Annotated in this window: 25 protein-coding genes; 12 read left to right on the forward strand and 13 right to left on the reverse strand. The window is 70.4% G+C overall.

Features of this window, described 5'->3' with window-relative positions; all coding sequences use genetic code 11:
* Window positions 1-56: 56 nt before the first annotated feature.
* Genes JKJ07_RS31940 through JKJ07_RS31965 form a run of 6 tightly spaced genes read left to right on the forward strand, consistent with a single transcriptional unit; the run spans window position 57 to window position 3,785 of the window.
* A complete protein-coding gene (locus JKJ07_RS31940) occupies window positions 57-758 on the forward strand; it encodes an energy-coupling factor ABC transporter permease (protein WP_202995604.1) in 702 nt (233 codons plus the stop codon).
* Window positions 755-1,102: a PDGLE domain-containing protein gene (locus JKJ07_RS31945; protein WP_202995605.1), complete on the forward strand. Its 348-nt coding sequence runs from the start codon at window positions 755-757 to the stop codon at window positions 1,100-1,102. The genes JKJ07_RS31940 and JKJ07_RS31945 overlap by 4 nt, the downstream gene beginning before the upstream one ends.
* Window positions 1,103-1,852 (forward strand): cobalt ECF transporter T component CbiQ, encoded by a 750-nt coding sequence (gene cbiQ / locus JKJ07_RS31950; protein ID WP_202995606.1) that lies wholly within the window; start codon window positions 1,103-1,105, stop codon window positions 1,850-1,852.
* 5 nt (window positions 1,853-1,857) lie between these two features.
* On the forward strand, window positions 1,858-2,610 hold the full coding sequence (locus JKJ07_RS31955) for an energy-coupling factor ABC transporter ATP-binding protein (protein ID WP_202995607.1): 753 nt from the start codon (window positions 1,858-1,860) through the stop codon (window positions 2,608-2,610).
* Window positions 2,607-3,179 carry an HDIG domain-containing metalloprotein gene (locus JKJ07_RS31960; protein WP_202995608.1) on the forward strand — a complete coding sequence of 191 codons (573 nt, stop codon included), beginning with the start codon at window positions 2,607-2,609 and terminating at the stop codon, window positions 3,177-3,179. The genes JKJ07_RS31955 and JKJ07_RS31960 overlap by 4 nt, the downstream gene beginning before the upstream one ends.
* A 27-nt stretch (window positions 3,180-3,206) precedes the next feature.
* A complete protein-coding gene (locus JKJ07_RS31965) occupies window positions 3,207-3,785 on the forward strand; it encodes a DUF4291 domain-containing protein (protein ID WP_202995609.1) in 579 nt (192 codons plus the stop codon).
* Here JKJ07_RS31965 and JKJ07_RS31970 read toward each other — a convergent pair.
* Together JKJ07_RS31970 and JKJ07_RS31975 are read right to left on the reverse strand one after the other, a co-directional pair.
* On the reverse strand, window positions 3,769-4,431 hold the full coding sequence (locus JKJ07_RS31970) for a response regulator (RefSeq protein WP_202995610.1): 663 nt from the start codon (window positions 4,429-4,431) through the stop codon (window positions 3,769-3,771). The genes JKJ07_RS31965 and JKJ07_RS31970 overlap by 17 nt on opposite strands.
* Window positions 4,428-5,552 carry a sensor histidine kinase gene (locus JKJ07_RS31975; RefSeq protein WP_202995611.1) on the reverse strand — a complete coding sequence of 375 codons (1,125 nt, stop codon included), beginning with the start codon at window positions 5,550-5,552 and terminating at the stop codon, window positions 4,428-4,430. Before JKJ07_RS31975 ends, JKJ07_RS31970 begins: the two co-directional genes overlap by 4 nt.
* A gap of 129 nt (window positions 5,553-5,681) precedes the next feature.
* Between JKJ07_RS31975 and JKJ07_RS31980 the strand changes: the two genes are divergently transcribed.
* Window positions 5,682-6,248: a class I SAM-dependent methyltransferase gene (locus tag JKJ07_RS31980; protein ID WP_202995612.1), complete on the forward strand. Its 567-nt coding sequence runs from the start codon at window positions 5,682-5,684 to the stop codon at window positions 6,246-6,248.
* Here the strand turns inward: JKJ07_RS31980 and JKJ07_RS31985 are convergent.
* Both JKJ07_RS31985 and JKJ07_RS31990 read right to left on the reverse strand, forming a co-directional pair.
* A complete protein-coding gene (locus JKJ07_RS31985; RefSeq protein WP_202995613.1) occupies window positions 6,245-6,868 on the reverse strand; it encodes a DUF2461 domain-containing protein in 624 nt (207 codons plus the stop codon). The genes JKJ07_RS31980 and JKJ07_RS31985 overlap by 4 nt on opposite strands.
* Before the next feature lie 9 nt (window positions 6,869-6,877).
* Complete coding sequence (locus JKJ07_RS31990) at window positions 6,878-7,990, reverse strand: chymotrypsin family serine protease (RefSeq protein WP_202995614.1); 1,113 nt, start codon at window positions 7,988-7,990, stop codon at window positions 6,878-6,880.
* A 146-nt stretch (window positions 7,991-8,136) separates the two neighbouring features.
* Here JKJ07_RS31990 and JKJ07_RS31995 point away from each other — a divergent pair, with 146 nt between their 5' ends.
* Window positions 8,137-8,442, forward strand: a complete 306-nt coding sequence (locus tag JKJ07_RS31995; RefSeq protein WP_202995615.1) for a hypothetical protein — start codon at window positions 8,137-8,139, stop codon at window positions 8,440-8,442.
* 1,506 nt (window positions 8,443-9,948) lie between these two features.
* On the opposite strand, the gene JKJ07_RS32000 is transcribed toward JKJ07_RS31995, so the two are convergent.
* The gene (locus JKJ07_RS32000; protein ID WP_202995616.1) at window positions 9,949-10,830 is read right to left on the reverse strand and encodes an SDR family oxidoreductase; all 882 of its coding nucleotides are present in this window, start codon (window positions 10,828-10,830) and stop codon (window positions 9,949-9,951) included.
* Window positions 10,831-10,914: 84 nt separating this feature from the next.
* Between JKJ07_RS32000 and JKJ07_RS32005 the strand changes: the two genes are divergently transcribed.
* From JKJ07_RS32005 to JKJ07_RS32015, 3 genes are all read left to right on the forward strand, one after another.
* Window positions 10,915-11,487, forward strand: coding sequence for a TetR/AcrR family transcriptional regulator (locus tag JKJ07_RS32005; protein WP_202995617.1), 573 nt, complete (start codon window positions 10,915-10,917; stop codon window positions 11,485-11,487).
* Between the two features lie 134 nt (window positions 11,488-11,621).
* Window positions 11,622-13,604, forward strand: a complete 1,983-nt coding sequence (locus JKJ07_RS32010) for a hypothetical protein (RefSeq protein ID WP_202995618.1) — start codon at window positions 11,622-11,624, stop codon at window positions 13,602-13,604.
* Window positions 13,597-14,097, forward strand: a complete 501-nt coding sequence (locus tag JKJ07_RS32015; RefSeq protein WP_202995619.1) for a hypothetical protein — start codon at window positions 13,597-13,599, stop codon at window positions 14,095-14,097. The genes JKJ07_RS32010 and JKJ07_RS32015 overlap by 8 nt, the downstream gene beginning before the upstream one ends.
* Here the strand turns inward: JKJ07_RS32015 and JKJ07_RS32020 are convergent.
* The 8 genes from JKJ07_RS32020 to JKJ07_RS32055 all read right to left on the reverse strand — a co-directional run bounded on the left by JKJ07_RS32020 (window position 14,063) and on the right by JKJ07_RS32055 (window position 24,094).
* Window positions 14,063-14,524: a hypothetical protein gene (locus JKJ07_RS32020; protein WP_202995620.1), complete on the reverse strand. Its 462-nt coding sequence runs from the start codon at window positions 14,522-14,524 to the stop codon at window positions 14,063-14,065. The genes JKJ07_RS32015 and JKJ07_RS32020 overlap by 35 nt on opposite strands.
* A gap of 17 nt (window positions 14,525-14,541) precedes the next feature.
* Complete coding sequence (locus tag JKJ07_RS32025; protein ID WP_202995621.1) at window positions 14,542-15,021, reverse strand: AAA family ATPase; 480 nt, start codon at window positions 15,019-15,021, stop codon at window positions 14,542-14,544.
* Window positions 15,022-15,137: 116 nt separating this feature from the next.
* The gene (locus JKJ07_RS32030; RefSeq protein WP_202995622.1) at window positions 15,138-15,605 is read right to left on the reverse strand and encodes a hypothetical protein; all 468 of its coding nucleotides are present in this window, start codon (window positions 15,603-15,605) and stop codon (window positions 15,138-15,140) included.
* A gap of 28 nt (window positions 15,606-15,633) precedes the next feature.
* Window positions 15,634-16,407 (reverse strand): phosphotransferase, encoded by a 774-nt coding sequence (locus JKJ07_RS32035; RefSeq protein WP_202995623.1) that lies wholly within the window; start codon window positions 16,405-16,407, stop codon window positions 15,634-15,636.
* A 41-nt stretch (window positions 16,408-16,448) separates the two neighbouring features.
* Window positions 16,449-18,572, reverse strand: a complete 2,124-nt coding sequence (locus JKJ07_RS32040) for a transglycosylase domain-containing protein (protein WP_307834509.1) — start codon at window positions 18,570-18,572, stop codon at window positions 16,449-16,451.
* A gap of 88 nt (window positions 18,573-18,660) precedes the next feature.
* Window positions 18,661-19,878 carry an SGNH/GDSL hydrolase family protein gene (locus tag JKJ07_RS32045; protein WP_202995624.1) on the reverse strand — a complete coding sequence of 406 codons (1,218 nt, stop codon included), beginning with the start codon at window positions 19,876-19,878 and terminating at the stop codon, window positions 18,661-18,663.
* On the reverse strand, window positions 19,875-22,796 hold the full coding sequence (locus tag JKJ07_RS32050; RefSeq protein ID WP_202995625.1) for a glycosyl hydrolase 115 family protein: 2,922 nt from the start codon (window positions 22,794-22,796) through the stop codon (window positions 19,875-19,877). The genes JKJ07_RS32045 and JKJ07_RS32050 overlap by 4 nt, the downstream gene beginning before the upstream one ends.
* Window positions 22,793-24,094 (reverse strand): SGNH/GDSL hydrolase family protein, encoded by a 1,302-nt coding sequence (locus JKJ07_RS32055; protein ID WP_202995626.1) that lies wholly within the window; start codon window positions 24,092-24,094, stop codon window positions 22,793-22,795. The genes JKJ07_RS32050 and JKJ07_RS32055 overlap by 4 nt, the downstream gene beginning before the upstream one ends.
* On the opposite strand from JKJ07_RS32055, the gene JKJ07_RS32060 reads away from it, so the two are divergent.
* Window positions 24,087-24,287 carry a hypothetical protein gene (locus JKJ07_RS32060; RefSeq protein WP_202995627.1) on the forward strand — a complete coding sequence of 67 codons (201 nt, stop codon included), beginning with the start codon at window positions 24,087-24,089 and terminating at the stop codon, window positions 24,285-24,287. The genes JKJ07_RS32055 and JKJ07_RS32060 overlap by 8 nt on opposite strands.

The raw sequence follows: 24,287 nt of genomic DNA on the forward strand, positions 1-24,287 counted from the left end.
TGCAACAGCGGGTGCTGCTCATAAGCTGCGGCCAAGATCCGTAGTCGGGAGGCGTCATGGAGACGACGGCGATGCACATCGCCAACGGGATCGTGGACGGGCCGGTGTCGGCGGTGTTCGCGGTGCTGGCGGTGGCCGCGCTCGCGTTCTGCGTGCGGAAGGCCAGGAACGATCTCGACGAGCGGCTGGCGCCGATGGCGGGGCTGGTGGCGGCGTTCATCTTCGCCGTGCAGATGCTGAACTTCCAGGTGCTGCCGGGCGTGTCGGGGCACCTGCTGGGCGGCACGCTGGCAGTGATCCTGGTCGGGCCGTGGGTGGGCGCGCTGTGCGTGTCGACGGTGCTGATAGTGCAGTGCCTGCTGTTCGCCGACGGCGGCCTGACGGCGCTCGGCCTGAACATCACGAACATGGCGCTGCTCGGCACGGCGGCCGGATATCTGCTGGTCGCGGGTCTGCTGCGGGTGCTGCCGCGGAACGCGCAGGGCCTGGCCGTGACGGCGTTCGTCGCGTCGGTCGTCAGCGTGGTCGTGGCCTCGCAGGGCTTCGTGTTCGAATACGCGCTGGGTGGCACGACCGAGCTGTCGCTGCCCTGGGTCTCGGGCACGATGGCGTTGTCGCACACCCTGATCGGCATCGGCGAGGGCCTGATCGCCGCGACCACGGTCGCCACCGTGGCCAAGGTCCGGCCCGATCTCGTGTACGCCCTGAGGCGCTTCCGCAAGCCGGCGCCCGTCGTCGAGGCTGGAGTGAAGGCATGACCAAGAAGCTGGGCTGGTTCCTGGCCGGTGGGCTGCTCGTGGCCGTGCTGCTGGCCGGCGTGGTGAGCAACTTCGCGTCGTCGAGCCCCGACGGGCTGGACGCGACGGCCCGCGAGGGCTGCACGTTCAACGCCGAGGGTGAGATCACCGGCGGGACCTGCATCGCGCAGGAGGAAGGCGAGCATCAGCTGGGCGACTCGCCGCTGGCCGACTACGGGATCCGGGGCGTCGGCAACAGCTTCGTGTCGACGCTGCTGGCGGGCACGGCGGGCGTGCTGATCACCTTCGGAGTGGGCGCGGGCCTCTTCTGGGTGGCCCGACGCCGCCAGGGGACGGACGCCTAGATGGGCGGCGCACTTTTCCTGGAGCGGGTGAGCCCCGTGCACCGCCTGGCGCCCGAGGTCAAGATCGCCGCCGTCCTGCTGTTCACGATCATCGTGGTCATCACCCCCCGTACGGAGTTCTGGGCGTTCGGGGGTTACGCCCTGTTGCTGGCGATCGTGGCCGTGGCCGCCCGCGTCCCCGCCCTGTGGCTGGCCAAGCGGGCCACCATCGAGCTGCCGTTCGTGCTGCTGGCGATCGCGCTGCCGTTCGCCGGGCAGGGGGAACGGGTCGACTGGCTCGGGCTGTCCCTGTCGCTCGACGGCATCCACGGGGCCTGGAACATCTTCGCCAAGGGCACCCTCGGTGTCGTGGCGTCGCTGCTGCTGGCGGCCACGACCACGATGCGCGACCTGATCCTCGGTCTCGACCGGCTGCGCTGCCCGGCCGTGTTCACCCAGATCGCGACGTTCATGCTGCGCTACCTGGACGTGCTGGCCGACGACGCCCGGCGGATGCGGATCGCCCGGCTGGCCCGGGGGTACGACCCGCGGTTCCTGTGGCAGGTGAAGGCGTTCGCGGTGAGCGTGGGGGCGCTGTTCCTGCGGGCGTACGAGCGTGGGGAGCGCGTGTATCTGGCCATGGTGTCGCGGGGTTACACGGGAAGGCTTCCCCGTACGTCCGAAAACCGCGCGCCGATGTCGCAGTGGGTGACGGCGGCCGCATTACCGGTGGCTACCGCGGGGATCGCGCTGATCGCGGGATTAGGCTGACGAGAATGACTGCTCTGCGTGTCGAGGGGCTGCACTTCGCCTACCCCGACGGCACCCCCGTGCTGCACGGCATCGACCTCACGCTGGCCCCCGGCGAGCGCGTCGCCCTGCTCGGCCCGAACGGCGCCGGCAAGACCACGCTGGTGCTGCATCTCAACGGCATCCTGCACGGCGGCCCCGGCACGATCGACGTGGCCGGCGCCCGCGTCGATCCGGCCGACCGCGCCGCCCTGGCCGAGATCCGCCGCCGCGTCGGCATCGTCTTCCAGGACCCGGACGACCAGCTCTTCATGCCCACGGTCGCCGAGGACGTGGCGTTCGGCCCGCAAAACCTGGGCGTACGGGGCGCTCTTCTGGAAGAACGCGTCGACGAGGCACTGGCCGCGGTCGGCATGAGCGAGCATCGCGACCAGGTGCCGCATCACTTGTCGTTCGGTCAGCGCCGCCGCGTCGCCGTGGCCACCGTGCTCGCGATGCGGCCCGAGATCCTCGTGCTCGACGAGCCGTCGTCAAATCTCGACCCGGCCAGCCGCCGCGAGCTGGCCGAGATCCTCGAGCCGCTGCCGGTCACCGTGCTCATGGTGACCCACGACCTCCCGTACGCGTTGCAGCTGTGCCCGCGGGCGGTCATCCTCGACGCCGGCCGCATCGTCGCCGACGGCCCCACGACCGACCTGCTCGCCGACGAGCCCCTGCTGCACGCCCACCGCCTCGAGCTCCCGTACGGCTTCAACCCGGCGACGGTCTCCCGCCCGTGACCGACCTGCCCACCGACGACGAGATCCGCGCCCTGCACGAACGCTTCGCCCCGACCCCCGCGGCGTTCGAGCTCGTCTGGACGCATTGCCTGATCGTGCGCGACCTGGCCCTGAGCTTCCCGGCCCCGGGCACCGACCCCGACCTCGTACGGGCGGGGGCTCTGCTCCACGACATCGGTGTCTACCGCCTGCGCCCCGACGAGGCCTACATCCGCCACGGCGTGCTGGGCCACGAGCTGCTGCGCTCCCTCGACCTGCCCGAGCCGCTGGCCCGCATCTGCTCCCACCACACCGGAGTAGGCCTCACCCGCGACGACATCCTGACCCAGGCCCTGCCCCTCCCCCCGGCCGACTACCTCGACGAGACCCCCACCGAAACCGTGATCATGTACGCCGACAAGTTCCACAGCAAGACAACCCCGCCCCGCTTCTGGACCGCCAAGTCGTACGCGGAGTCGTTGGCCCGCTTCGGTCCGGCCAAGGTCGCCCGGTTCGCCGAGCTGGTGGCCACGTACGGCGAGCCCGATGTGGACAGTCTGGCGCGCCGCTACGGTAATCAGGTGCGCTGACCGGTCCCCTCGCGCGATCATGGTCCGGTGAGTGAGGTTCCCTACCGGCAGATTCGGGCGGTTTTCGACTCGGAGACGATTGTTGTTTATCAGGCCTATTCGCCTGCCATCGCCGGGCCGGCGGTGGCGGCCGGGCGGTTCGTGCCGCCGTTCAAGCGGGGGCGGATGACCTGGGTCAAGCCGTCGTTCCTGTGGATGATGTATCGCTGCGGCTGGGCCACCAAGCCCGGCCAGGAGCGGGTGCTGGCCGTGTCGGTCCGGCGTGACGGGTTCGAGTGGGCGCTGGCCAACGCGGTCCTCAGCCACTACGACCGGGACGTGCACGCCGACCGGCAGGCGTGGGCGGCCGCGGCCAAGGCGAGCCCGGTGCGGGTGCAGTGGGATCCGGAGCGGTCGTTGCGGTTGCAGCCGCTGCCCTATCGGTCGCTGCAGCTCGGGCTGTCGGGGGTCGCCTCGGACAGGTATGCCGACGAGTGGGTCACCGGGATCACCGACGTGACCGCGCTGGCCCGCGACATCAAGGGGCGGCTCGACGCAGGCGACGAGGCGGGTGCGCGCGAGCTCCTGCCGGCGGAAAAGCCCTACCCCATCACCGTACGGGCTTGAAGTCGTCGTCGATGAGGCCGAGCCGGTGGGCCATGACCGCGGCCTGCACCCGGTTGCGCAGGCCCAGCTTCTCGGTGACCGCGGCGACGTGCGACTTCACGGTGGTCACGCCGAGGTGCAGGGTCTCGCCGATCTCGGCGTTGGACTGACCCGCGCCAACTAGGGTCAGCACCTCGCGTTCGCGCGGGGTCAGGGCGTCGAGCTCGCCGGGCTGGGCCTGCTCGCGGTGGGCGCTCAGGGCGCGGGCGACCACCCGGGATAGTACGGCGGGGGCCAGCAATGATTCGCCGCGGGCGGCCCGGCGTACGGCGTCGACCATGGCCTCGGGTGCGCCGTCCTTGAGCAGATAGCCCACGGCGCCCGCGCGCAAAGCCCCGTACACCTCGGCGTCCTCCCCGAACGTGGTGAGCATGACGACGCGGGTGGTGGGCGCGGCGGCCAGGATGCGGCGGGTGGCCTCGATGCCGTCGACGCGCGGCATCCGCAGGTCCATCAGGATCACGTCGGGGCGCAGGCGCTCGGCCAGCCGTACGGCCTCGTGCCCGTCCGCGGCCTCGCCGACCACGTCCTCGCCCGCCGTCCGCAGCAGGAGCGTCACCCCGGCCCGTACGAGCTCCTGGTCGTCCACCACGAGGACGCGGATCATGGCAGCTCCAGGGTGACGGCGACTTTCCAGCCGTCGCGGGACGGCCCGGCCGCGAAGGTCCCCCCGAGGATCTCGACGCGCTCTCGCATTCCGGCGAGCCCGTGCCCCGACGACGGCAGCGCACTGTCCGATTTATCCGACAAATCGTTATCCACCATGATCGAAAGCCTTCCGTCGTCCTTCTTGAGCGCGACTTTGACAGCCGATTCCGGGGCGTGTTTCAAAGCATTGGTCAGAGCTTCCTGTACGACCCGGGCCGCCGTCACCCGCAGCGCGAGCGGCGCCATGGCCAGCCGTACGTCCACATCGGCCGTCACCGTCAGCCCCGCCGCACGGCTGCGCTCGACCGCATCATTGATCATCTGCTCGGGGTCGAGCAGCGGATCGGCGCTGCCCGGATCGCGCAACACGTGCAGCAGCCCCCGCAGGTCGACGAGCGCCTGGCCCGCGCTGGTGTGGATCGCGTCCAGGGCGGTCGCCGACTCCTCGAGCCGCTCGGCCGCCGGCCCGCTCCCGTGCAGGGCGGCATAGCGCGCCGAGCCGGCCCGCATCGCGATCGCCGACACGTGATGGGCGACGAGGTCGTGCAGGTCGTTGGAGATGCGGGCCCGCTCCCCCATCCGGGCCGCCTCCCGCTCGGCGATCGCGCGCTCGCGTTCCTGGGCCGCGACCTTGCGCAGCCCGGCCAGCCAGCAGCCGAACGCGACCGGCGCCCCGACCGCGGCGGCGATCGAGCACAGACGCAACGCCCCTTCCACGCCCGAGAGCAGTCCCGGGTCGTGCCGGCCGACGGTGAAGACCACGGCCCCGTACGTGGCGAGCCAGCCCGCCGTCGTGACCAGGCCACTGTGCCGGTAGGCGACGGCGCCGAGCGCGAGCCCCGCGGCCAGCGGTGCGACGTGACTCTCGTACGGGAGCACGATGTCGGTCACGACGACCAGCACGACCTCGATGCCGAGCAGCACCAGGGGGAAGTGCCTGATCAGCACCAGCGCGAGCACCGAGGCCTCGATGAGCAGCCACTGGGCGACCGGCTGACCGGAAGGGGCGCCGAGCACGATCATGACCGCGCCGAACAGGGCGGCGGCCACCCCGATGCCCACGTCGATCAGTGCCTTCACCAGGTCACGATACGTCCGCGGGCGCACGCGGGCTCCCCTGCCACCGGCCGCCCGGTCTCCTCCTTCTGGCCGCCGGTCCGCCTGCCCGCACGAGATCTTCCGGCCGTTCCCGGCCCTAGCGTCACGCTCATGAGTTTCCTCGTGGAGTTCGCACGCAGCCCCCTGGAGGTCGGCGCGGTGGCGCCCAGCGGCCGCACACTCGCCGAGGTGATGATCGCGCCGGTGCCCCGGACCGGCGATCCGACGGTCGTCGAGCTGGGCCCCGGCACGGGCTCATTCACGGCGGCGATCCAGCGGCGCCTGGCCGGCCGCGGGCGGCACGTCGCCGTCGAGATCAACCCGCGCTTCGCCGGGCGGCTCTCCCGGGCGCATCCCACGGTCGAGGTCGTCCAGGCCGACGCCCGCGAGCTGCCGGCCCTGCTCTCAGCACCGGCCGACGTCGTGGTCAGCGGCCTGCCCTGGGCCGCCTTCTCCCCTGCCTTGCAGGGCGACGTGCTCACCGCGGTGACCGGTTCGCTGGCGCCGGGCGGGGCGTTCACCACTTTCGCGTACGTGCATGCCCGCTGGGCGCCGCCCGCGCGCCGCCTGTTGCGCTCGTTGCGCGCCCGCTTCGACGAGGTCGTGATCGGCCGTACGGTCTGGGCCAACCTGCCGCCCGCCCTGGTCTATCACTGCCGGCGGCCGCTGCCGGGCTAACGCCCGACGTGGGTGTCGAGCCAGTCCTTGAGCGGCCGGCTGGCCCGCAGGAACTCGACGACGCGGGTCTTCGCCTTGCTCGTGCCCAGCCAGGCCGCGGGCTCCCACTCCCGCCAGGTCGTGATGCCCTTGTGCCGCAGCAGCTCCACGCGCGGGTGATCCTTGGCATAGCCCCGCGGTGCCGTCTTCAAAGACCCGTGCCCGTGTACGCCGATGCCGCCGCCCTCGATCGACGCGATGATCGCGGTCAGCTCCTCGCCCGTCTTGTCGTCGGCCACCGCGCGGCGATAGCGCTCGAGCCGCTCGGGCTCCAGCTGATACATCCCGCAGCCGGCGGCGAGCCCGTCCGCGGACAGCTGGATATAGTGCCCGCCGTCGAGCCAGGCCCCGAGATGCGTCTTGTACGGCGTCTTGTCCTTGCTGAACCGCACGTCGCGATAGGGCCGGAAGATCTTGCCGGGCCCGAACTCGGGTTCGAGCGCGGCCAGCAGCTCCCGCATGGGGTCGCGCACCTGCTCCTCGTAGAAGCTTTGATGCGCCGTCCAGTAGGTCTTCGAGTTGTCGGCGGCGAGGCCCTCGTAGAACTCGAGGGCCTCGCTGGGCCAGCCACGAAACGTCACGCCCGCAACCTACCGGGTGGCTGGGACAATGCCCCCGAAGTCGCGCCACGCGGTGCCGTAGTCCTGGAAGCCGATCCGGGCCCCCGCCGTACGGGTGGTGGTGCCCTTGGCGACGACCTTGCCGCTGGCCGCGATCGAATAGATCGGGCCACCGCTGTCACCCGGCCGCGCCGCCGGCTGGCCCTCCGTCTGCTCCGCCTCGACCAGGTCCTCGCGGTCGGCGTAGTAGAACAGCACCTTCAGGTTGCACACCGGCCGGCCGAGCTGCCGCGAACTGGTCACGCCCGACTGGCAGAGGTATTCGCCGACGAACGTCCAGCCCCAGCCCTCGACCGGCGCGGCGACACTGTCGGTCGGCGTGCCCACGTAGATGTAGCCGTCGACGCTCGAGGTCGGCACCAGCTCCACGTCGTGATCCTGGTGGCGGGGGCCGATCGTGCCGATGAACTCGCCCCGCCCGTCGGTGAAGCGCTGCCCGGCCTGCCCGCAGTGGGCCGCGGTCAGGATGTAACTGGCCGACCCGTTCCGCACGCCGAAGCCCGACGTGCAGGCGGTGCCCTGGTCGGTGTTCACGATCGTGGCGCCACCCTTCCACGGCGCCCAGTCGTCGTCGCGGCTGACCGGCTCGAGAGCGGCCTCCGCGACCACGGTGACCGGCACGCCGACATCCGGCACAGCAGTGGCCCGTACGGCTTGGGGAACCGACACGATGAGACCGCTGCCGTCGGGCTGCAGCTTGACGGCCTGCCCGCTCAGCTTCGCGGCCGCCTGCCGCAGCTCGGCCATCGAGTAGGCGGCGCGCTGCACCTTGACCGGCGCCTGCCCCGAGGCCTGGTCGACGACCCGGCGCATCGAGGCGGGCAGGGCGCCCTTCCAATAGACGGTGACGTCGGCCTTGTTGAGGGTGATGCCGGCGTAGCCCGGGTAGGAGCCGCGTTCAACTGCCCACCGTACGGCGGAAGCGGCCGCCACCAGGGGACGTTGCTGCTCCATCTGCTGCGTGGCCGACAGCCCTCGTACGGATGGGGCCGGGGCTGGGGCGGCCTCGGCCGGGACGGCGCTCAGGGCCGTCGCGGTTGCGGTGGCCGCCGCTACGGCCAGCCACCGGCGGTACGGTGACATCGTTGTCATTTTCGATCAGCCTCCTGGGGGAAGAGGAAGGAACCGGGGCTTTCCATCGATCGATGTAAATGGAAAGTAACCTTCCAGCAGCTTCCGCGCCAGGGCCTGCCCCCACTCTTGCCCTTTCGTGTGGTTGGATCCCGCACGTGACAACACGGTATGGCCGCCCGGCTTTCGTCGGAGTCTTCGCGCTCCTGCTCCTGTTCGCGGCCCTCACCCTGTTTCTGGCCGCACCCCTCATGTCGAACGCCTGCTTCGACGCCTCGGGCCAGATCGCCTGCCCGGTCGACGGCCCCGACTGGATCCGCCCCGTGCCCGCCGCGGCCGCCGTGCTGGGCTTGCTGACCGGCCTCGCCGGCGTCACCGTCGGCCGGTCGGCCCGCAAGCCGGCGCTGATCGCGGGATTCACCCTCATCGCGGCCGGACTGGCAATCAACGCTGTAGTCAACTGAACGCTTGACCGAATCTCGCCGGCCTCGGAACCCACGTCAGAATCCGCTCCCGCCACCGAATCGGCCATTTCTTCAACCCCGACCACAGCACGACGGGTTGCACCGACCCGCAGCCTGAGTGTCACCGCAACCACCGCCGGAGAACAACCACACATTCTCATCAAAATGCAACGAGCGCCGGCAAGCCGCAAAACCGGAAGCGGCACCCCCAACGGACTGACCCAACGCCGACGAACAACAACCCGCGCCGGAACAGGCGCGGCCAAACGCGTCTTTATTGGCGTCTCAGCAGCAGCCAGCGCCCGGATCTGAGCCCACGCCTCAGGCTGATTCTCCGCCACCCACCGAGCCTTCTCCTCATGCCGCCGCCGCAACCCAAAAGCCCGACGCCGCTCATGCTCCCGCCGAAACTCCTCATTACCGGGCGAGTAATTACGCGCTTTTGTCCTGTCCCGCATCCCAGCAACAACGGCCCGACTGAACAACGACATCTGACCCATGCCTACATTATCCGCCACCCCATAGGGACAATGCCGCATTAGATCATGCCATCAATAAGCAACCGTTCTCTAAATTGCCTGTATAGTCGTCGACAGTCCAAGATCGGCGAGCCGACCGCACGACAGTTCTCTGAAAGCGCTCAGCGGGGGGCAGATCGAGCGGGCATCCGGGCTGACCGATGGCGGCGCGGCATTCGGGGTCGACGGCGCAGGTCGCGGTCAGGGTCAGCGAGGCAAGCGGCTGGCCAGGCGGCGGAGCGGCGTGGTCGAGTTTCTGCCGCCACTCACGGTCGATGGGCGGCAAGAGCGGCTGCCCAGGCGGGGTGGGCGGGTGGCCGGGCTCTCTGCCGCCACTCACCGTCGATGGGCGGCAAGAGCGGCTTCCCAGGCGGGGTGAGCGGGTGGCCGAGCTTTCTGCCGCCACTCACCGTCGACGGGCGGCAAGAGCGGCTGCCCAGGCGGTGGGCGTCGTGGTCCGGCTGAGTGCCGCCCGTTGCGGTCCGCGTCGCCTCGAGCGAAACCGGCCTCAGAAGCCGACTGCACAACGACAGGCCGCCGAAGTATGCCAAGCAACCCACCCCGGCGTGAGTGGCGGCAGAGAGCCCGGCCACCCGCCCACCCGCCTGGGAAGCCGCTCTTAACCAACAACCGACCGCAAGCGGCAGTCAAGGGCCGACGGCGCGGGTGGTCGAGCTTTCTGCAGCCACTCACAGTCAAAAGCGGCTGCCCAGGCGGTGGCCGTCGTGGTCCCGCTGAGTGCCGCCCGTTACGGTCCGCGTCCCCTCAAGCGAAACCGGCCGCAGAAGCCGACTGCACAACGACAGGCCGCCGAAGCAACCCAAGCAACCCACCCGGCGTGAGTGGCGGCAGAGACCCCGGCCAACCACCCGCCCGCCTGGGAAGCCGCCCTTGGCCAACAACCGACCGCAAGCGGCAGTCAGGGCCGACGGCGCAGGCGGCAATCGCGAGAGCCAAGCAGAGCCGCAGGGACAAACCCCGCCCGGGATCAAGGCTGAATGTTCTCCAGATCCTTCAGCAGGCTCGGGTGGGACGGCACCCAGCCCAGCGTCTCCCGCGTGTAGGCGCTCGACGACGGCTGGTCGGTAGCGAAGATCGGCCCCAGCGGCCCGAACGTGTCGTCCGGGACGGATTGCACCGGCAGGCCGAGCCGCCGTCCGATCACCCCGGCGATGTCGCGCACCGCGTCGCCCTCGTCGTCGACCGCGTGCCAGGCTGTACCCGCCGGCCCCTGCTCCAGGGCGAGCCGGAAGAGCACCGCCGCGTCCAACGCGTGGACGGCGGGCCAGCGCATCGTGCCGTCGCCGGGATAGCCCGAGATCCCGGTCTGGCGCGCGATGCCGGTCAGCAGACCGGCGAACCCGCCCTGCCCCTGGTTGTGCACCGTGCGCGGCAGCCGGACGGCCGTGCTGCGCACCCCGCGCGAGGCCAGCGCCAGCACCCCCATGACCGCGCGTCCCCGGCCGCCGACGGGGCCGTCGGTCGGCACCTGGTCGGTCTCGACCGAGGCACGGCCGGGCACCCACGGCGTGCCCGAGACCGTCACGTACGGGCGGTCGCTGCCGACCAGCGCCTCGCCCATCGCGGCCTGGGCCGCACCCTCTTCGGCGACGGATCGGGCGACCGCCTCGGCGCTGCTGAAGTCGTTGCCGAAGGCCAGGTGGATCACGCCGTCGGCCCGGGCCACGCCGGCGCGCAGCACGTCGAGGTCGGCGAGCCCGCCGGGCAGCGGCTCGGCGCCTGCGGCCTCGGCGGCCTGCGCGGACGCGGCGGAGCGGGTCAGGGCGAGCACGGTGTGGCCGTGGCCGAGCAGCTCGGCGGTGACGGCGGACCCGATCAGGCCGGTGCCGCCGGTGAGGAAGACGCGCATGGAACTCTCCCGCAAGTGATGGGACTCTTGTCCCGTCACGCTACCACGGTGATGGGACAAAGGTCCCGTCACTATGATGGGGGCATGGCTCGTTGGGAACCGGGGGCGCGGGAGCGGCTCGTCGTCGCCGCGGTCGACCTGTTCGCCGAGCAGGGGTATGACGCCACGACGGTCGCGCAGATCGCCGAGCGGGCGGGCGTCACCAAGAGCACGTTCTTCCGGCACTTCCCCGACAAGCGTGAGCTGCTGGTGGCCGGGCAGGAGACGCTGCGCACGCTGCTGGCCGAGGGCATCGCCGAGGCCCCGGCGACGGCCAGCCCGCTCGAGGCGGTCGCGGCCGGGCTCGAACGCGCGTCGAGCACGATGGGCCCGCTCAACCGCGAGCTCGGCCCCCGGTTGAAGGCCGCAGTCGCCGCCAGCACCGAGCTGCAGGAACGCGACGCTCTCAAGACCGTCAGCCTGGCCGCCGCCATCACCGACGCACTCGTCGCCCGCGGCGTGCCCGACCCGATCGCCGCCCTCGCGGGCGAGCTGGGGGTGCTCGCCTTCAAGCGGGGCTACGCCCAGTGGTCCGAGACCGAGGGCGAGACCGACCTGGCCCCCTATACGCTGGCCGCCCTCCAGGAGCTACGCGCAGCCACGGTCAGTCTGGGCTGATCCCGCACGCGCCGCGCCACCGTCAGTCCGGGCCGATCCGAGGCCCGGCCGTGACGGCGGCCTGGACGGCCGGGGCGCTCCTGCCCGGCACCCTCGCCCTGCTCCGCCGTGATCACGGCACCTAAGCTTGCGCCGTGTTCGCGGGGCTGGACGACATCGACTGGGAATCGCTGGAGCACGCCTACGGCTCGGCCGGGGAGGTGCCGAGGTGGATACGCGGCCTGGTCGACCCCGATCCGGCGATCCGCGAGACGTCCCTCGACGCCATGTACGGCGCCGTCCACCACCAGGGCGACATCTACGACTCGACGGTGGCCGCGGTGCCGTTCTTGATCGAGGCCCTGACCACGCCCGGTCTGCCCGGCCGGGACGCGATAGCCCAGCTGCTCGCCGATGTGGCCGACGTCGCCGAGTGGCCGGACGAGGCCGAGCTGGACGACGAGGGCACGATCGAGATGCGCCGCCAGGCCGTACGGGCCCACGCGCTCGCCGTGGCCGCGGCGCCCGCCCTGACCGCGCTGGCCGACGACCCCGACCCCGCCGTACGCGCCGCCGCGCCCAAGCTGCTGGTCGCCATCGACGCGGCAACGCCCGGCCTGTTCGTCAGCCTGCTGGGCACTGAGGACAACGCTGAGGCGCGGATGGGTCTTTTCGACGCGCTCGGCAGTCTGGAACTCGACGCCGACGAGGTCGGGCACCTGCTGGATCTGGTCCGGTCGGCGCCGGCCTCGACCGGGCTGGCCGCGCTCATCGCCGTGGCCCGCAGCGACCCGCAGCGGACGCCTCTCGACGGCGTGCCCGAGCTCATCGACCGCGCGTACGCCGAGGAAGGCCCCACGGCCGAGGCGGGCGGCTTCCAGACCGACACGTTGATCGGCTCGCTGCGGGTGATGCGGGAGGAGATGGAGGCGGGCCGCCGCGCGCCGCACTGCTCGCGGATGGTCGAGGACCTGACCGACGCCCTCGGGCCGCGCGTGGCCGAACGCATCGCGATCGTCACCCCGCTGCTCGCCTCACCCCACGACGACCTGGCCGGCGACGCCCTGTGGGCCGCGAACAAGCTCATCCAGGCCTGGCGGGGCGACTATCACGAGACGGTGAGCCGCATCGCGCCGTTCTTCGAACGGTCACGACAGCTGGCCGGGCGGGCCGGCAGCATGCTCCGGCACTGGGGGCCGGTCGCCGCCCCCGCCGCGGAGACCGTGGCCCGGCGGCTCGCTCACATCGACGGCCGGCCGTGGCGGGACGGCCTGCCGGAGTGGACCGTCCGCTACTCGAACGATCCGCCCGGCCTGCACCCGTATGTCGAGATCCTCGCGGGCCTGGGCGACGACCGGGCGCTCCCGATGTTGCTGGCCTCGCTGCGGTTCCCGCGGCGCCCGAAGGACACCGGTTACCTGCTCGCCCGCTATCCGGAGCACGCCGCCCGGATCACCGCCGAGCTCGTTCCCGTGCTGCCCCTGCTGGCCGACGGCGATCGGGAACCCCTCGAGTGGTACGCGTTCCAGACCGCGCTGCGCGCCTTCGGCCCGGCCGCCGCCCCGGCCGTCCCCCGCCTGCTCGCCTCGCCCCTGACGGCCTGGTCGGCGGCCACCCTCGGCCGGATCGGTCCGGCGGCGGCCGAGGCGCTGCCCCTGCTGCGGGTGGCCGCGAAGAGCGACGATCCCCGCCTGGCCGTCGCGGCGGCCGGAGCGCTGTGGCGGATCGACCGGTTCCCCGGCGCCCTGGCGCTGGTGACGGCCCGCCTGGACGGCCCGGCCGGCGGCGCGGCGTTCGAGGAGATCGCCGTCATGGGCCCGGCCGCGGCCCCGGCCGGACCGCTGGTCGCGACCTACCTGGACGCTCCGGCGCCGACGCCGGCCGCCCTCGCGCTGTGGCGTCTCACCGGCGAAACCGATCGGGTGGCGCTGCCTTTGACCACCGCCTGGCACGCCGACCCGATGACCCGCCCGAAGATCGCCGAGGCCGCCACCGGCCCCTTGGCCGACGCGTTGCGGCCGCTGTTCAGGGCCGAACTGACCGCCGAGCGGCGGTTCAACGTCTCACCCCACTCGTGGTCGAGCGCCCAGGTTCCCGAGGACGAGCAACTGCTGGAGCTGTGCCGTGCCCATGGATGATCTAGCAGTCACGGTCAACTCGAGCGCGCCACCCGACCTCGACCTGCTCCGGAGGGATGCGCAGCTGGCCGAGGACTTTCCCGACCCCGGCTACGACAACGGATACGTCTTCGTCGCCGTCGGATCCGGTCGCCCGGGCCTGGTGATCACGCAGCGGTTCTCCCCCGCGGTCGCCGGCTTCACGCCCGGAGTCCTGGTCGTCCCGGAGCAGCGCCAAGTCTTCATCGGCGCCGGCACCCGTCTGCTCGGCTACGACGCCCGGTCCGGCGGCTGGCGGCGCACCTGGCACGACCGTACGGAAGTCGGCTTCTGGGGCTGGCAACGCCACGACGACGTCGTGCTCATGTCGGCCGAGCTGGAACTGGCCGCCTGGAGCCTGGACGGCAGCAAGCTGTGGACGACGTTCGTCGAGCCACCGTGGACATACGAGGTCGACAACGGGGAGGTCGTCCTCGACGTCATGGGCTCGGTGTCGAGGCGCCGCCTGCGGTGATCCAGTCCTCGGTGCCGCGATGCCGGCCCAGCCCGGCCGCGTCGAACTCGTCGTAGTGGCCCAGCGCGGACACACCGAGCCGGCGCAGCGCCTGCGAGATCGGCGACCCCTCGGCCGGCAGCGGCTCGTCCTCGTCTTTGAACAGCGGGCCGAACACGACCTCGCCACGGTGCCACACCGTCGCGTACTGCAGACCCGTGCCCGCCCAGTACTCCGCCTCGACGTACGCGATCGGATCTTCGGCGGACCACTCGGCGAGCGTCGCTTCGAAGCCTCGAGGTAAGAATTCGCCGTACGGCTCGTCGGCTTGCTGGGCCGAGGTCATCGGCATGAGCGCGAACCCCTGCTCGAGGTCGACCACGACACCGTGCCCGCGTTGCTGCAGGGCACGGCCGGGAGCGATGACCGCCCGCAAGACATAAGCCACCCGCGCAGCATAGGGGCTCAGCCGTCCTCGGCCGCGGCGACCTGTTCGTACGCGCTGAAGAGCTGGTGTTGTATTCGGATCTTCTGTTCGCCGATCGCCCGGCCGCCGGCCAGCCCGCGCTGCCGGTCGCGGGCGATGCAGTCCTCGACGTCGACGGCGGTGAAGTCCCACACCACGAGCTCGGCGTCGCAGCGTGCGGCCAGCTCGCGTACGGCGTCGAGGTAGTGCGGCAGCAGGAACGGGTCGTCGCAGACGACGTCGACGCCCGAGCGCAGCAGGGCCTCGATCGCGGCGTTCACCACGAGCTGCTCCCGCTCGGCGTAACGCGAGCTGTACGCCGCCCCGTCGCTGGCCAGCACGTGCGGATGCAGCATCGCGGCGATCTCGTCGCTGCCCACCCGGGCCCGATGCTCCGGATCCTCGGCCACCCAGCTCAGCGCCTCGGTCGTTTTGCCGGAAGCCGGCAGACCCCGGGTCACGATCAACGTTCGTCGCAAGTCCTGACACCGCCCCGCGTCCACTGCCGGTCCGGGCCGGTCTCGAATAACAAGGTCCACGAAGCCGATGCTGACCGCCCCAGGCAACCTCGATCTAGATAGCAGTCACGAACCGGTCACCGCGGGGTCGCACCGGTGACCACCGCACCTTCCGGCAGACCGAGAGCCTTCCGTACGTCCCCGGTCAGGCTGGTCGTCACCGGAACCTCACTCGCGGCGGCCAGATAGTCGGCGACGTTCCCAGCCGTGGCGACGCGCTTGTACGCGGCCTCGCGCTCCTGCAGCGCGTCGTCGAGGGCGCTGATGGCGGGCTGCGCCTCGTCGGGCCAGTGGTTGTCCCGCAGCCCCTGAGAGAAGGTGGCCGTGGCCTCCGCCGCCTCTTCCGCCAACTGCTTGTGCTGGGCAAGGGTGGCAGTGGTCGGGGCCGGAGCGCGCATCCAGGCTTCCCGCGCCGCGTTCGAGGCGGTGCTGAGTTCCAGATATGTCGCGCCGGCCTGCTCGACCGTCATCGCGGGCCCGTCGGCCGAGGTGCACCCGGCCAGCGCCAGCACCAGAACCGCCGCGGCAACAAAACGTCGTTTCACGGCACAGTCCATCGGCCGGCGCCCGCCCTCAGCTGAGGAAAAAGCCCTCCGGCAGCTCAGCGACGTGGGTCGCGGAGTCCTCGATGTAGCGCGCCACCGGCAGCAACGCGATCGCCGCCGGGTCGCCGGCCGCGGCCATCTCGCGCATCGCCGCAGCCTGGAGCCGGCAACGGTGCACGATCGCGTCGCGGAAGGCGAGCCGGTCGTCCTCGTAGCCGTACGCGTCGAGCAGCAGATGAAGGCGGCGGGACCGGTCGCCGGGGTGATGGAAGCCCACGCTCCCGGCCACCTCCGGCGGGCAGAGCGGCACCCACCACAGCGCCGCGAACGCCAGGTCGAAGTCGCGGGAGGACGGGCCGGCCGTATCCCAGTCGAAGAAGCCGGTCAGCCGGTCGCCCTGGACCGCCGCGTTGTACGGCGCGACGTCCTGATGGCCGATGATCTGGCCGGGCTGCATCGTGCGGCCGCGGAACCACCGCTCGCCGGGCGGCGGCACGAAACCGGCCGTTAGATCGTGGACCCGGCGCAGCCACTGGCCGACCTGGGTCAGCGTGACGTCGGTGAACGCCCAGGACGGCCAGGGGAACCGGCCCGCAGCAGTCTCGCCGGGAAGGTACGAGAGCATCTCGCGGCCCTGCGAGTCGAAGCCGAGCGCCCGCGGAGCGCCGTCGAAACCGGCCTCTTCCAGGTATTTCAGCAGCGCGTGGACCGTCGGCGTCCACGGCGACGCCTGCTTGTGCACGACGTCGCCGATCCGCGCGGCGCCGACGGTGTTGCCGCCGGCCAGGGTCTCCTCGGTCACCCGAGCTTTATAACCAACCCCGGCGCGGCGGCGACACCGAATTACTCGCCGGGCTTTTTGAACTCCACCGGGTCGGTGCCGTCGAGGTAGTCGGCCAGCGTGCGGTACGTGACCGGGTTGACGATGTCGTGGCGCATGCGGTCGGTGTGGTTGGCCCAGTCCGGGTTGACCATGTAGCCCGCCACGACCAGGCTCGACGAGCCCACCACGAGCGACGCCGTACGGTCGCTGTCGGTGGTGCCGGTCTTGCCGAAGATCGGGTGCCTGATCGTGCGGTAGGCGTTGGCCTCGGTGCTGCCGTTGCAGTTGCCGAGCTGGGCGCGGTCGCCGACCGGGCAGCGGGCCGCGTCGATGGTCTTGCGGGCCACGTCGGGGGTGGTCGCCTGGACGCAGTTGGGCTGGCCGGTTTTGAGCTTCTTGCCGTTCGACGCGGTGATCTGCTTGATCGGGGTCGGCGCGCAGTATTTGCCGTCGCCGGCCAGGGTGGCGTACGCGTTGGCGATGTCGAGCGGCGTCGACGTGGTCACGCCGAGGGTGAAGGCGCCGAACTCGTGCGCCGCGGCCTCGGTCTTCATCAGGTCGCGGTCGCTGGAGGAGCGGTAGACCATGCCGAACCGCTTGGACACGTCGATGACCTTCTCGGCCCCGACCTGTTCCTGCAGCGGCACGAAGTACGTGTTGACCGACTTGCCGAAGCCGGTCCACATGTTGAACGTGCCCTTGGTGTTGGGCGACGAGTTCGACGGGCAGTAGAACGACGTGCCCGGGCAGGCGGCATCCGAGTTGAACGCGACCGGGTAGCTCGACTTGTACGTCGAGTCCGACGTGATCGGGTGGTCCAGTTCGTAGCCGTTCTCGAGCGCGGCCACCATCGTGAACATCTTGAACACCGAGCCGGCCTGGTAACCGGCGATGTCGCCGCCACCGGTGATGATCGGGTTGGTGGTGTTCGGGTAGGAGGCGCGGGCCCCGGCCTTGCGCGCGGCCGGGTTCGAGCTCAGCGGGTTGGAGCCGTCGTCGAGCTTGAACTTGCGGTTGGTGGCCAGCACCTTGACGTGGCCGGTGCCCGGCTCGGTGCCCGCGATCACGACCGCGTTCTTGTTGTCGTCCTTGATCTTGCGGTTGATCTCGTGCCGGGCCGCGTTCTGGGCCTTGACGTCCATCGACGTGACGACCGTGTACCCGCCGCTCTTGAGCTGGCGCTCCCGGTCGTACGCGTTGTCGCCGAAGTCCTTCTGCTCCATCCACCAGCGGTAGAAGTAGTCGCAGAAGAAGCCCCAGCTGTTCGTGGACACCGACGTGCACCCGTTGCCGGGCCGGTTGGTCGTACGGGAAAGCTTGGTCTTCTTCGCCGCCTCGCCCTCGGCCTTGGTGATCTGGCCCAGCCCGACCATGTTGTCGATGATGTAGTTGCGCCGGTCGAGCGCCTGCGGATAGCCGGTCTTGGTGGTCGGGTCGAACGCGGTCGGCGCCTTGACCATGCCGGCCAGCAGCGCCGACTCGGCGATCGTGAGGTTCTTGGGCGACTTCTTGAAATAGACCTGAGCGCCGGCATAGATCCCGTACGCCCCGTTGCCGAACGGCGCGAGGTTGAGATAGCGGGTCAGGATCTCCTTCTTGTTGAGATCCTTCTCGATCTGCAGCGCGTACTTCATCTCGGCGATCTTGCGTTCGGGGCTGTCCTTCGTCGCGTCGATGGCCTCCTGGGCCGTCTTCGCGCCGTAGGCCTGGGCCATCCGCACGTACTGCATGGTCAGCGTCGAGGCGCCCTGCTGCGAGCCGCCCTGGCTGTTGTTGACGAAGGCGCGGGCGATGCCCTTCACGTCGACGCCGTTGTGCTCGTAGAACTTGTGGTCCTCGGCGGCGACGATCGCGTTCTGCATGTTGACCGAGATCTGGCTGTTCGGCACGTCGCTGCGGAACTCGTCGTAGAGCACGGCCAGCTGGGTCTTGCCGTCGGCGGCGAAGACGCGCGTCACCTGCGGCGCGGCCTGCTCGACGATGGTGCTGGGCAGCGAGGCGAACTCCTCGGCACCCGCCTTGGCCACCAGCCCGCCCAGCGCGACGGCCGGGAACGAGGCGGCGGAAACCACCACGGCGGTCAGGAAGCCGCACATGAGCAGCAACCCGGCTTTTCCGAGAAGTGATCGGTCCTTGCTCGCCACGGGTCGCCCGACCCCTTCCTCGACGCCGACAAGACGCCGAGGAAGGTACCCGATCAAGTCGAGTGTTAACTGGGAGGGCCGGACCGGATCACCGCAACCACCGCGCCGGTACGGCCTGGGCGATCGCTCGATACCCCGCGGGGTTCAGGTGCAGGTGGTCCCCGGTGTCGTAGCCTGCGAGAAGCTGCCGGGGCAGGGCCGGATCCCGTACGGCGGCATCGAAGTCCGCCACCCCGTCGAAGATCCGGTTGTGACGGATCGCACTGTTCGCGGCCGTACGGGTGTCCTCGCGGTAACCGTCCGGATCGTCGTATCCGGTATTGCCCCCGAACGGCGTGATCGTGGCCCCGTAGACCTTGATGTCCACCGCGTGCGCCCGCGTCACGATCTGCTCGTACGCGGAGAGCAACTCGTCCAGCAGCGCCTTCTGGGCATCGACGGTGGCCGGGGCCGTGCCGATGTCGTTGACGCCGGAGAAGATCAGCATCCGGTCGACGCCGCTGGTCGCCAGCACGTCGCGGTCGAGCCGGGCCAGCACGTTGGGCCCGAGCCCGTCGTTGAGCACCCGGTTGCCGCCCGCGGCCTGGTTGAGCAGCGCCACCCGGGCCCCGCGCACCTGATCGGGCCAGCGGTCGTTTCCGTCGGTCGTCGACCCCCGCCCGTCGGTCAGCGAGTCCCCGACGATCGCCATGGCCGGCACGTCCGCCTCCACCTCGACGCCGCTGATCAGATACCAGTGCGCCACCCCCACGGCCCCGGGCAGGTCGACGGCCGTGTGCTGGTCACCCCCGATCAAGTACGACGTCGTACGGGAACCCGGGTGCGACGTGAGGTTGAGCGTCGCCTGTCCGGACGCCAGGTAGACCGTGATGGTCAGGTTTGCGCCCCGGCCCACCGGCAGCGCCACCGGGTCGGAGACGACCTGCGCCCCGACCGGCACCGTGGCCGACTGCCGGCCGCCGAACGTGAGCGGCCGGCTCGATCCCGGCACGATCGCCGAGACCCCGGCCCGCCCGCCGAGGGGCCGGGCCACCGCCGCCGCGGTGATGGGCAGCGCCGCGCCACCGAAGGCGTTCGAGAAGCGGAATCGCAGCTTTGCTCCGCCGGCCGTCACGTGCACGGTCTGCCGCAGCGTGGTGTCGACCAGCACCGACGACGGCCCGGTGAAGGGTGCCGGCGGCAGGTTCGACGGCTCGGTCAGCTGCGGCATCGCCGTCCACGTGTGGATCCAGCGTTTGTCTTCCCCTCGGGGCAAAGCGGGCAAAAAAGCCAGGCCGCCGGCCCCGAGCAGCGTGCGCCGTCTCATCGGACCCTCCGGCTGGAAGGCGGCCCGAGGTAGCTGTACTTCTCGCCGCCGGTGTCGACGACCAGCCGCTGCACGATCACCGTCGGGTCGACCGCGTGGAACGTCAGCGTGTGCGTGCCCGGCGCGGCAATGGCATGCGTGGTCGTGGTCCGGTTGATGTTGTCGGACGTGTTGCGGGCCCACTGCCGGTTCATCGTGGTGTCGTTGGCCCCGGTCGCGGTCGTGATGTTGACGACCTGCGGGGTCTGCCCGTCGACCGACACCGCGTACCTCAGCCCGTCCCCCGGCAACGTGTTGTTGCGCGGCGACAGATAGGCGGTCACCTTGACCGGCCCGCTGCTGGTCAGCGTCATCGTGTAGTCGAGCCGCGCGCCCTCGCTCAGCGGCGTCAGCCCGTTGCCGGTCTTGCCGATCCCCGGCAGCAACCGCCACTTCCCGGCCTTACCCGTGTAGTGGTCGGCCTCCATCGCCACATAACCGTCGGCCTCGAGGAACCCCTTCGCGGGCAGGGCCGGGTTGTTGACCGGGGCCTGCACGACGACCGTCGACCCGGCGCCCGCGACGGTGATCGGCACGCTGGTCACTCCGCGTGGCGCCCGCTTCCAGTCGACCGTGACCGTCGGTCGCGCCTGGTCGGTGACGGTCCCCGAGGCCGGCGCCACGTGCACCCACGACGCGCCCGTGGTGACCCGATACCCGTACGGGGTCGTGCCCTTGTTGTAAATGTCGAGCGTCGGCGGCCGCTGGCTGGACCACGGGCTCGACTCGGGCAGCTTCAGCGAGCCGACCCCCAGCGCGGCCGCGGACGGCACGGTGATCCGCTTGAGGTGCGGATAGATCTCGTCCGGCAGCGCGACGTTGTTCAGTTCCGGCTGCTGCCAGGGCGCATTGGGGCCGTAGCGCTCGACATTTCCGTACCCGATCTTGGGTTGGAGCTGCCAGTTCTTCCACTTCCCGCCGGCCAGCGCGGTGTTGTAATAGTCGCTCATCGCCTGGTCCTCGGCGAATAGCCGCTCGGCCTGATCGGCGAGCTTGTTGGTGGCCGCCCGACCCTGAGCCGCGTACGCGATGTTGGTGAATTGTGCCCGCCGCAACTCGTACACAATGGCCGTGTCTTTGATCTGGTAATAGACGAGCTGGTAGAACGCGTCCTGCCACTCCGGCGGCACTTTTCCGCGGATCCGGTCGGCGTGCCGCGCCAACTCGATCCATTCCTCGGTCACCCGGTCCATCTCGCCGTAGTCGGTCAGGCTGAACGGCGTGGCCTGATCGTCGTAAACGACCTCGCCGGCCGCGTTGAGCGTGATCCGCCGATTGAGCAGCTCCGGCTTGCGGCGCGACTGCAGGAACCCGTACGTGTCGAGCAGTTCGGCAATGGCCGGCGCGAGCTTGTCGCCGAAGTTCTGCGCCGCGAACTGCGAAGTCCACTCCCCCAGCCGCTCGACCGGCCACGCGTCCGGATTCCAGGCGTAGTCGAGGAAGAACTGCGTGGGCACTTCCTCGTTCTTCAGATCCCCCACATTCACCACCCACAACCGATCAACCCCTTTCCCGTACGCGAGATTGAGCTGTTCCCACGTGTTGGTGAGGTTGATCGTGTCGGCCCATTTGTAATTGCGGCCGTCCCCGACGTAGTCGAAGTGGTAGTACATTCCGTAGCCACCACTACGCGCGGGCAATGACGAGTCCGGCAGCTTGCGCAGGTTGCCCCAGTTGTCGTCGCAGAACACGACTGTCACGTCGTCCGGCGGCCGATATCCGTTGTCCCAATAGCGCTGCACCTCCTTGTAAAGGGTCTGCACCTGGGGCCGGTCGATCAGCCCCGTGTCGCGCAAAATCTCGCGCTGGCTGTCGATGATCGAGGACATCAGGTCGATCCCGTCGCCGTCGGGCAGCGAGACGTCGCCGTTGCCGCGCATGCCGAGCGTGATGACGCCCTCGATGTTCTGGTCGCGCATCCGCTCGGCCCCGTCCCGCCAGTACGCCTTGATCGCGTCGGCGTTACGGCGGAAGCTCCACTCGCCCGTGCCGGTGGGGTGCCGGTTCCACTCCTCGATGCCGCGCATCATCGGGGCCTCGTGCGAGGTGCCCATGATCACGCCGTACAGGCTCGCCGTGGCGTGGTTGAGCGGGTCGTCCTCGGCGAACGCGCGGCCCCACACGGCCGGCCACAGATAGTTGGCCTTGAGCCGCAGCATGGTCTCGAACACTTTGGCGTAGTAATCCGCGTTCAGCCCGCCGGGATAGCCGGGGGCCTTGCCCGGTCCGAAGTAGCCGGGGGCCCACGTGCCGGTGGCCGGGTTCTCGTCGTTGATGAAGAAGCCGCGGTATTTGACCTTGGGCGTGCCCTGCGTATGGCGCCCGGACAGCACGTACAGCTGGGGCTTTTTCGCGACCGGCACGTCGTCCCAGAAGTGCCAGGGCGAGACGCCGATGCTCTTCGACAGGTCGTACGCGCCGTAGATGCTGCCCCGCTGGTCGCTGCCGGCGATCACAAAGGCCCGCCGTACGCCGGGAAGGGGATCACTGACGACCTGTTCGACCGTGGTCTCCCACTTTCCCCGTACGCCGGTGACGTCGAGCTTGCCGCGGGCGATGATGCGGTCGATCAGCGGGCTCTTGCCGATCGTGCCGACGATGATCGGGTCGCGGCCGGCCGGGATCGTGTCGTGGCCTACTGCTGGTTCGACGCCGGTGACTTTTTTGAGGTCGCTCTGCAGGTCGTCGACGACCCTGATCACGCCCGCGTAGTCGTCCTTGCTGACCACGATCGGGGCTCCCGCCAAGGGGAACCGGCCGGGGCCGTTCGTCGTCGACACGTACCCCGCCGACGGCTTGTGCCCTTTTTGTGCATGTGTGGGGGCCGGCACGATGATCACCAGCGCGGCCGCCGTGACCGCGGCCATCAGCGCTCTCATTTGAACACCCTCAGCGGCACGGCGGCGGCCATCGCAGCCATGCCGGCGTCGTTCGGGTGCAGGTGATCACCGCTGTCGTACGCGGGGTTGAGGCGCAGCGGGTCGGCCGGGTCACCCATCGCGCGGTCGAAGTCGATCACGCCGTCGTACTCGCCGCCCGAGCGGATCCAGCGGTTGAGCACCTCGCGTTTGCGCTCGTTGGCCTCGGTGTAGAAGCCCAGCGTGTCGCCCTTGAACGGCAGGATCGTGCCGCCGAGCGCGACCAGGCCGGCCGCGTGCGCGCGGGCGATCAGCTGCCGGTGACCGCCGATCAGGTCGTCCGCGCTGACCACTTCGGACAGCGGCGCGACCGTCCCCGGGTGGCCGAGGTCGTTCACGCCGAGCAGCACGATCAGGTATTCCGCGCCGGGCTGGGCGATCACGTCGCGGTCGAATCGGCGCAGGCCGCTGTGCCCGAAATACGCCGCGAACGTCTCGGCGTCGCTGCCGGGCGCCGGGTTGGGGTCGTGCAGCAGCCGGTTGCCCGAGATGCCGACGTTCGCGATTCCCCGCCGCAGCCCGGCCGAGCGCAGCCGCGCGCCGAGCAGGTCGGGCCAGCGGTGGTTGAGGTTGTTCTGCGTGTTGGCGCCGTTCGTGATCGAGTCGCCCAGCGTGACGATGGCCGCGCCGCGGTCACGGACGGCGACGCCGGAGAGGAACAGATATTGCCCGATGGTGGCGACCGGGGTCACCGTGCGTGCGGCGGTGACATCGCCGTCCGCGATCACGTTGTCCTGGAACGCGAACGCGGCCAGGGTCGTCGCCGGGGTGCGGGCGGGCAGGTAGAGGCTGATCGCCAGGTCGCCGCCGGGCGGGACCCGCAGCCGTACGGGGTCGCTGAGCAGGGGCGAGCCGGCCGGGAGGGTCACCTCGGCCCGGTTGCCGAAGGTCACCCGGCGGTCGGAGCCGGGCACGATCGCCGTGCTCGCGCCGTCGCCCTGGCGCAGGGCGACCCGGACGGCACCCAGGCGCAGGGGACCCTGGCCGAACTCGTTGGTGACCCGGATGCGGATCTCGTCGCCGCCGGCGCTGCAGTGCACGACGTGCCGGACGGTCTGGTTGGCCAGCACGGTGGGGGCGCTGGGCGGGTTGGGCGGGACGGTCGTGGGGGCGGCGGCCCAGGTGGCGATCCACCCGGGGACGGTCCAGTCGCCGTCGTCGCCCTGGTGGGCGGACGCGGACGTGGGCACGGCAAGGCCGGTCGCGGCGGTGACGGCCGCGCCGGAGGTGAGGGCGAGTAGTTCGCGACGGGTGGGCATCAACAACCTCCGCGGTGGATCGGAAGTTTCGGAAACACATCAGCCGAACACTCGTAACGTAGAGGCGACCATCTATGTCGTCAATATCTTCACCGCTGGATCATCGGCTTTTGCGGACTTTGCCCACGCCGAAACTTTCGGCCAGTCGGACGGCCATCTTGTCGATGGGGTCAAGTTGAGGGTACGTTCTTGA

The sequence above is a fragment of the Paractinoplanes lichenicola genome (assembly GCF_016785085.1).
GTDB lineage: Bacteria > Actinomycetota > Actinomycetes > Mycobacteriales > Micromonosporaceae > Actinoplanes > Actinoplanes lichenicola.

Excerpts from the sequence above, each read along its gene's own strand:
- JKJ07_RS31940 (WP_202995604.1), top strand. The coding sequence starts at position 57 with ATGGAGACGACGGCGATGCACATCGCCAACGGGATCGTGGACGGGCCG.
- JKJ07_RS31945 (WP_202995605.1), top strand. The coding sequence starts at position 755 with ATGACCAAGAAGCTGGGCTGGTTCCTGGCCGGTGGGCTGCTCGTGGCC.
- cbiQ (WP_202995606.1), top strand. The coding sequence starts at position 1,103 with ATGGGCGGCGCACTTTTCCTGGAGCGGGTGAGCCCCGTGCACCGCCTG.
- JKJ07_RS31955 (WP_202995607.1), top strand. The coding sequence starts at position 1,858 with ATGACTGCTCTGCGTGTCGAGGGGCTGCACTTCGCCTACCCCGACGGC.
- JKJ07_RS31970 (WP_202995610.1), bottom strand. The coding sequence starts at position 4,431 with ATGATCCGCGTCCTCGTGGTGGACGACCAGGAGCTCGTACGGGCCGGG.
- JKJ07_RS31980 (WP_202995612.1), top strand. The coding sequence starts at position 5,682 with ATGAGTTTCCTCGTGGAGTTCGCACGCAGCCCCCTGGAGGTCGGCGCG.
- JKJ07_RS31990 (WP_202995614.1), bottom strand. The coding sequence starts at position 7,990 with ATGTCACCGTACCGCCGGTGGCTGGCCGTAGCGGCGGCCACCGCAACC.
- JKJ07_RS32000 (WP_202995616.1), bottom strand. The coding sequence starts at position 10,830 with ATGCGCGTCTTCCTCACCGGCGGCACCGGCCTGATCGGGTCCGCCGTC.
- JKJ07_RS32005 (WP_202995617.1), top strand. The coding sequence starts at position 10,915 with ATGGCTCGTTGGGAACCGGGGGCGCGGGAGCGGCTCGTCGTCGCCGCG.
- JKJ07_RS32015 (WP_202995619.1), top strand. The coding sequence starts at position 13,597 with ATGGATGATCTAGCAGTCACGGTCAACTCGAGCGCGCCACCCGACCTC.
- JKJ07_RS32045 (WP_202995624.1), bottom strand. The coding sequence starts at position 19,878 with ATGAGACGGCGCACGCTGCTCGGGGCCGGCGGCCTGGCTTTTTTGCCC.
- JKJ07_RS32050 (WP_202995625.1), bottom strand. The coding sequence starts at position 22,796 with ATGAGAGCGCTGATGGCCGCGGTCACGGCGGCCGCGCTGGTGATCATC.
- JKJ07_RS32055 (WP_202995626.1), bottom strand. The coding sequence starts at position 24,094 with ATGCCCACCCGTCGCGAACTACTCGCCCTCACCTCCGGCGCGGCCGTC.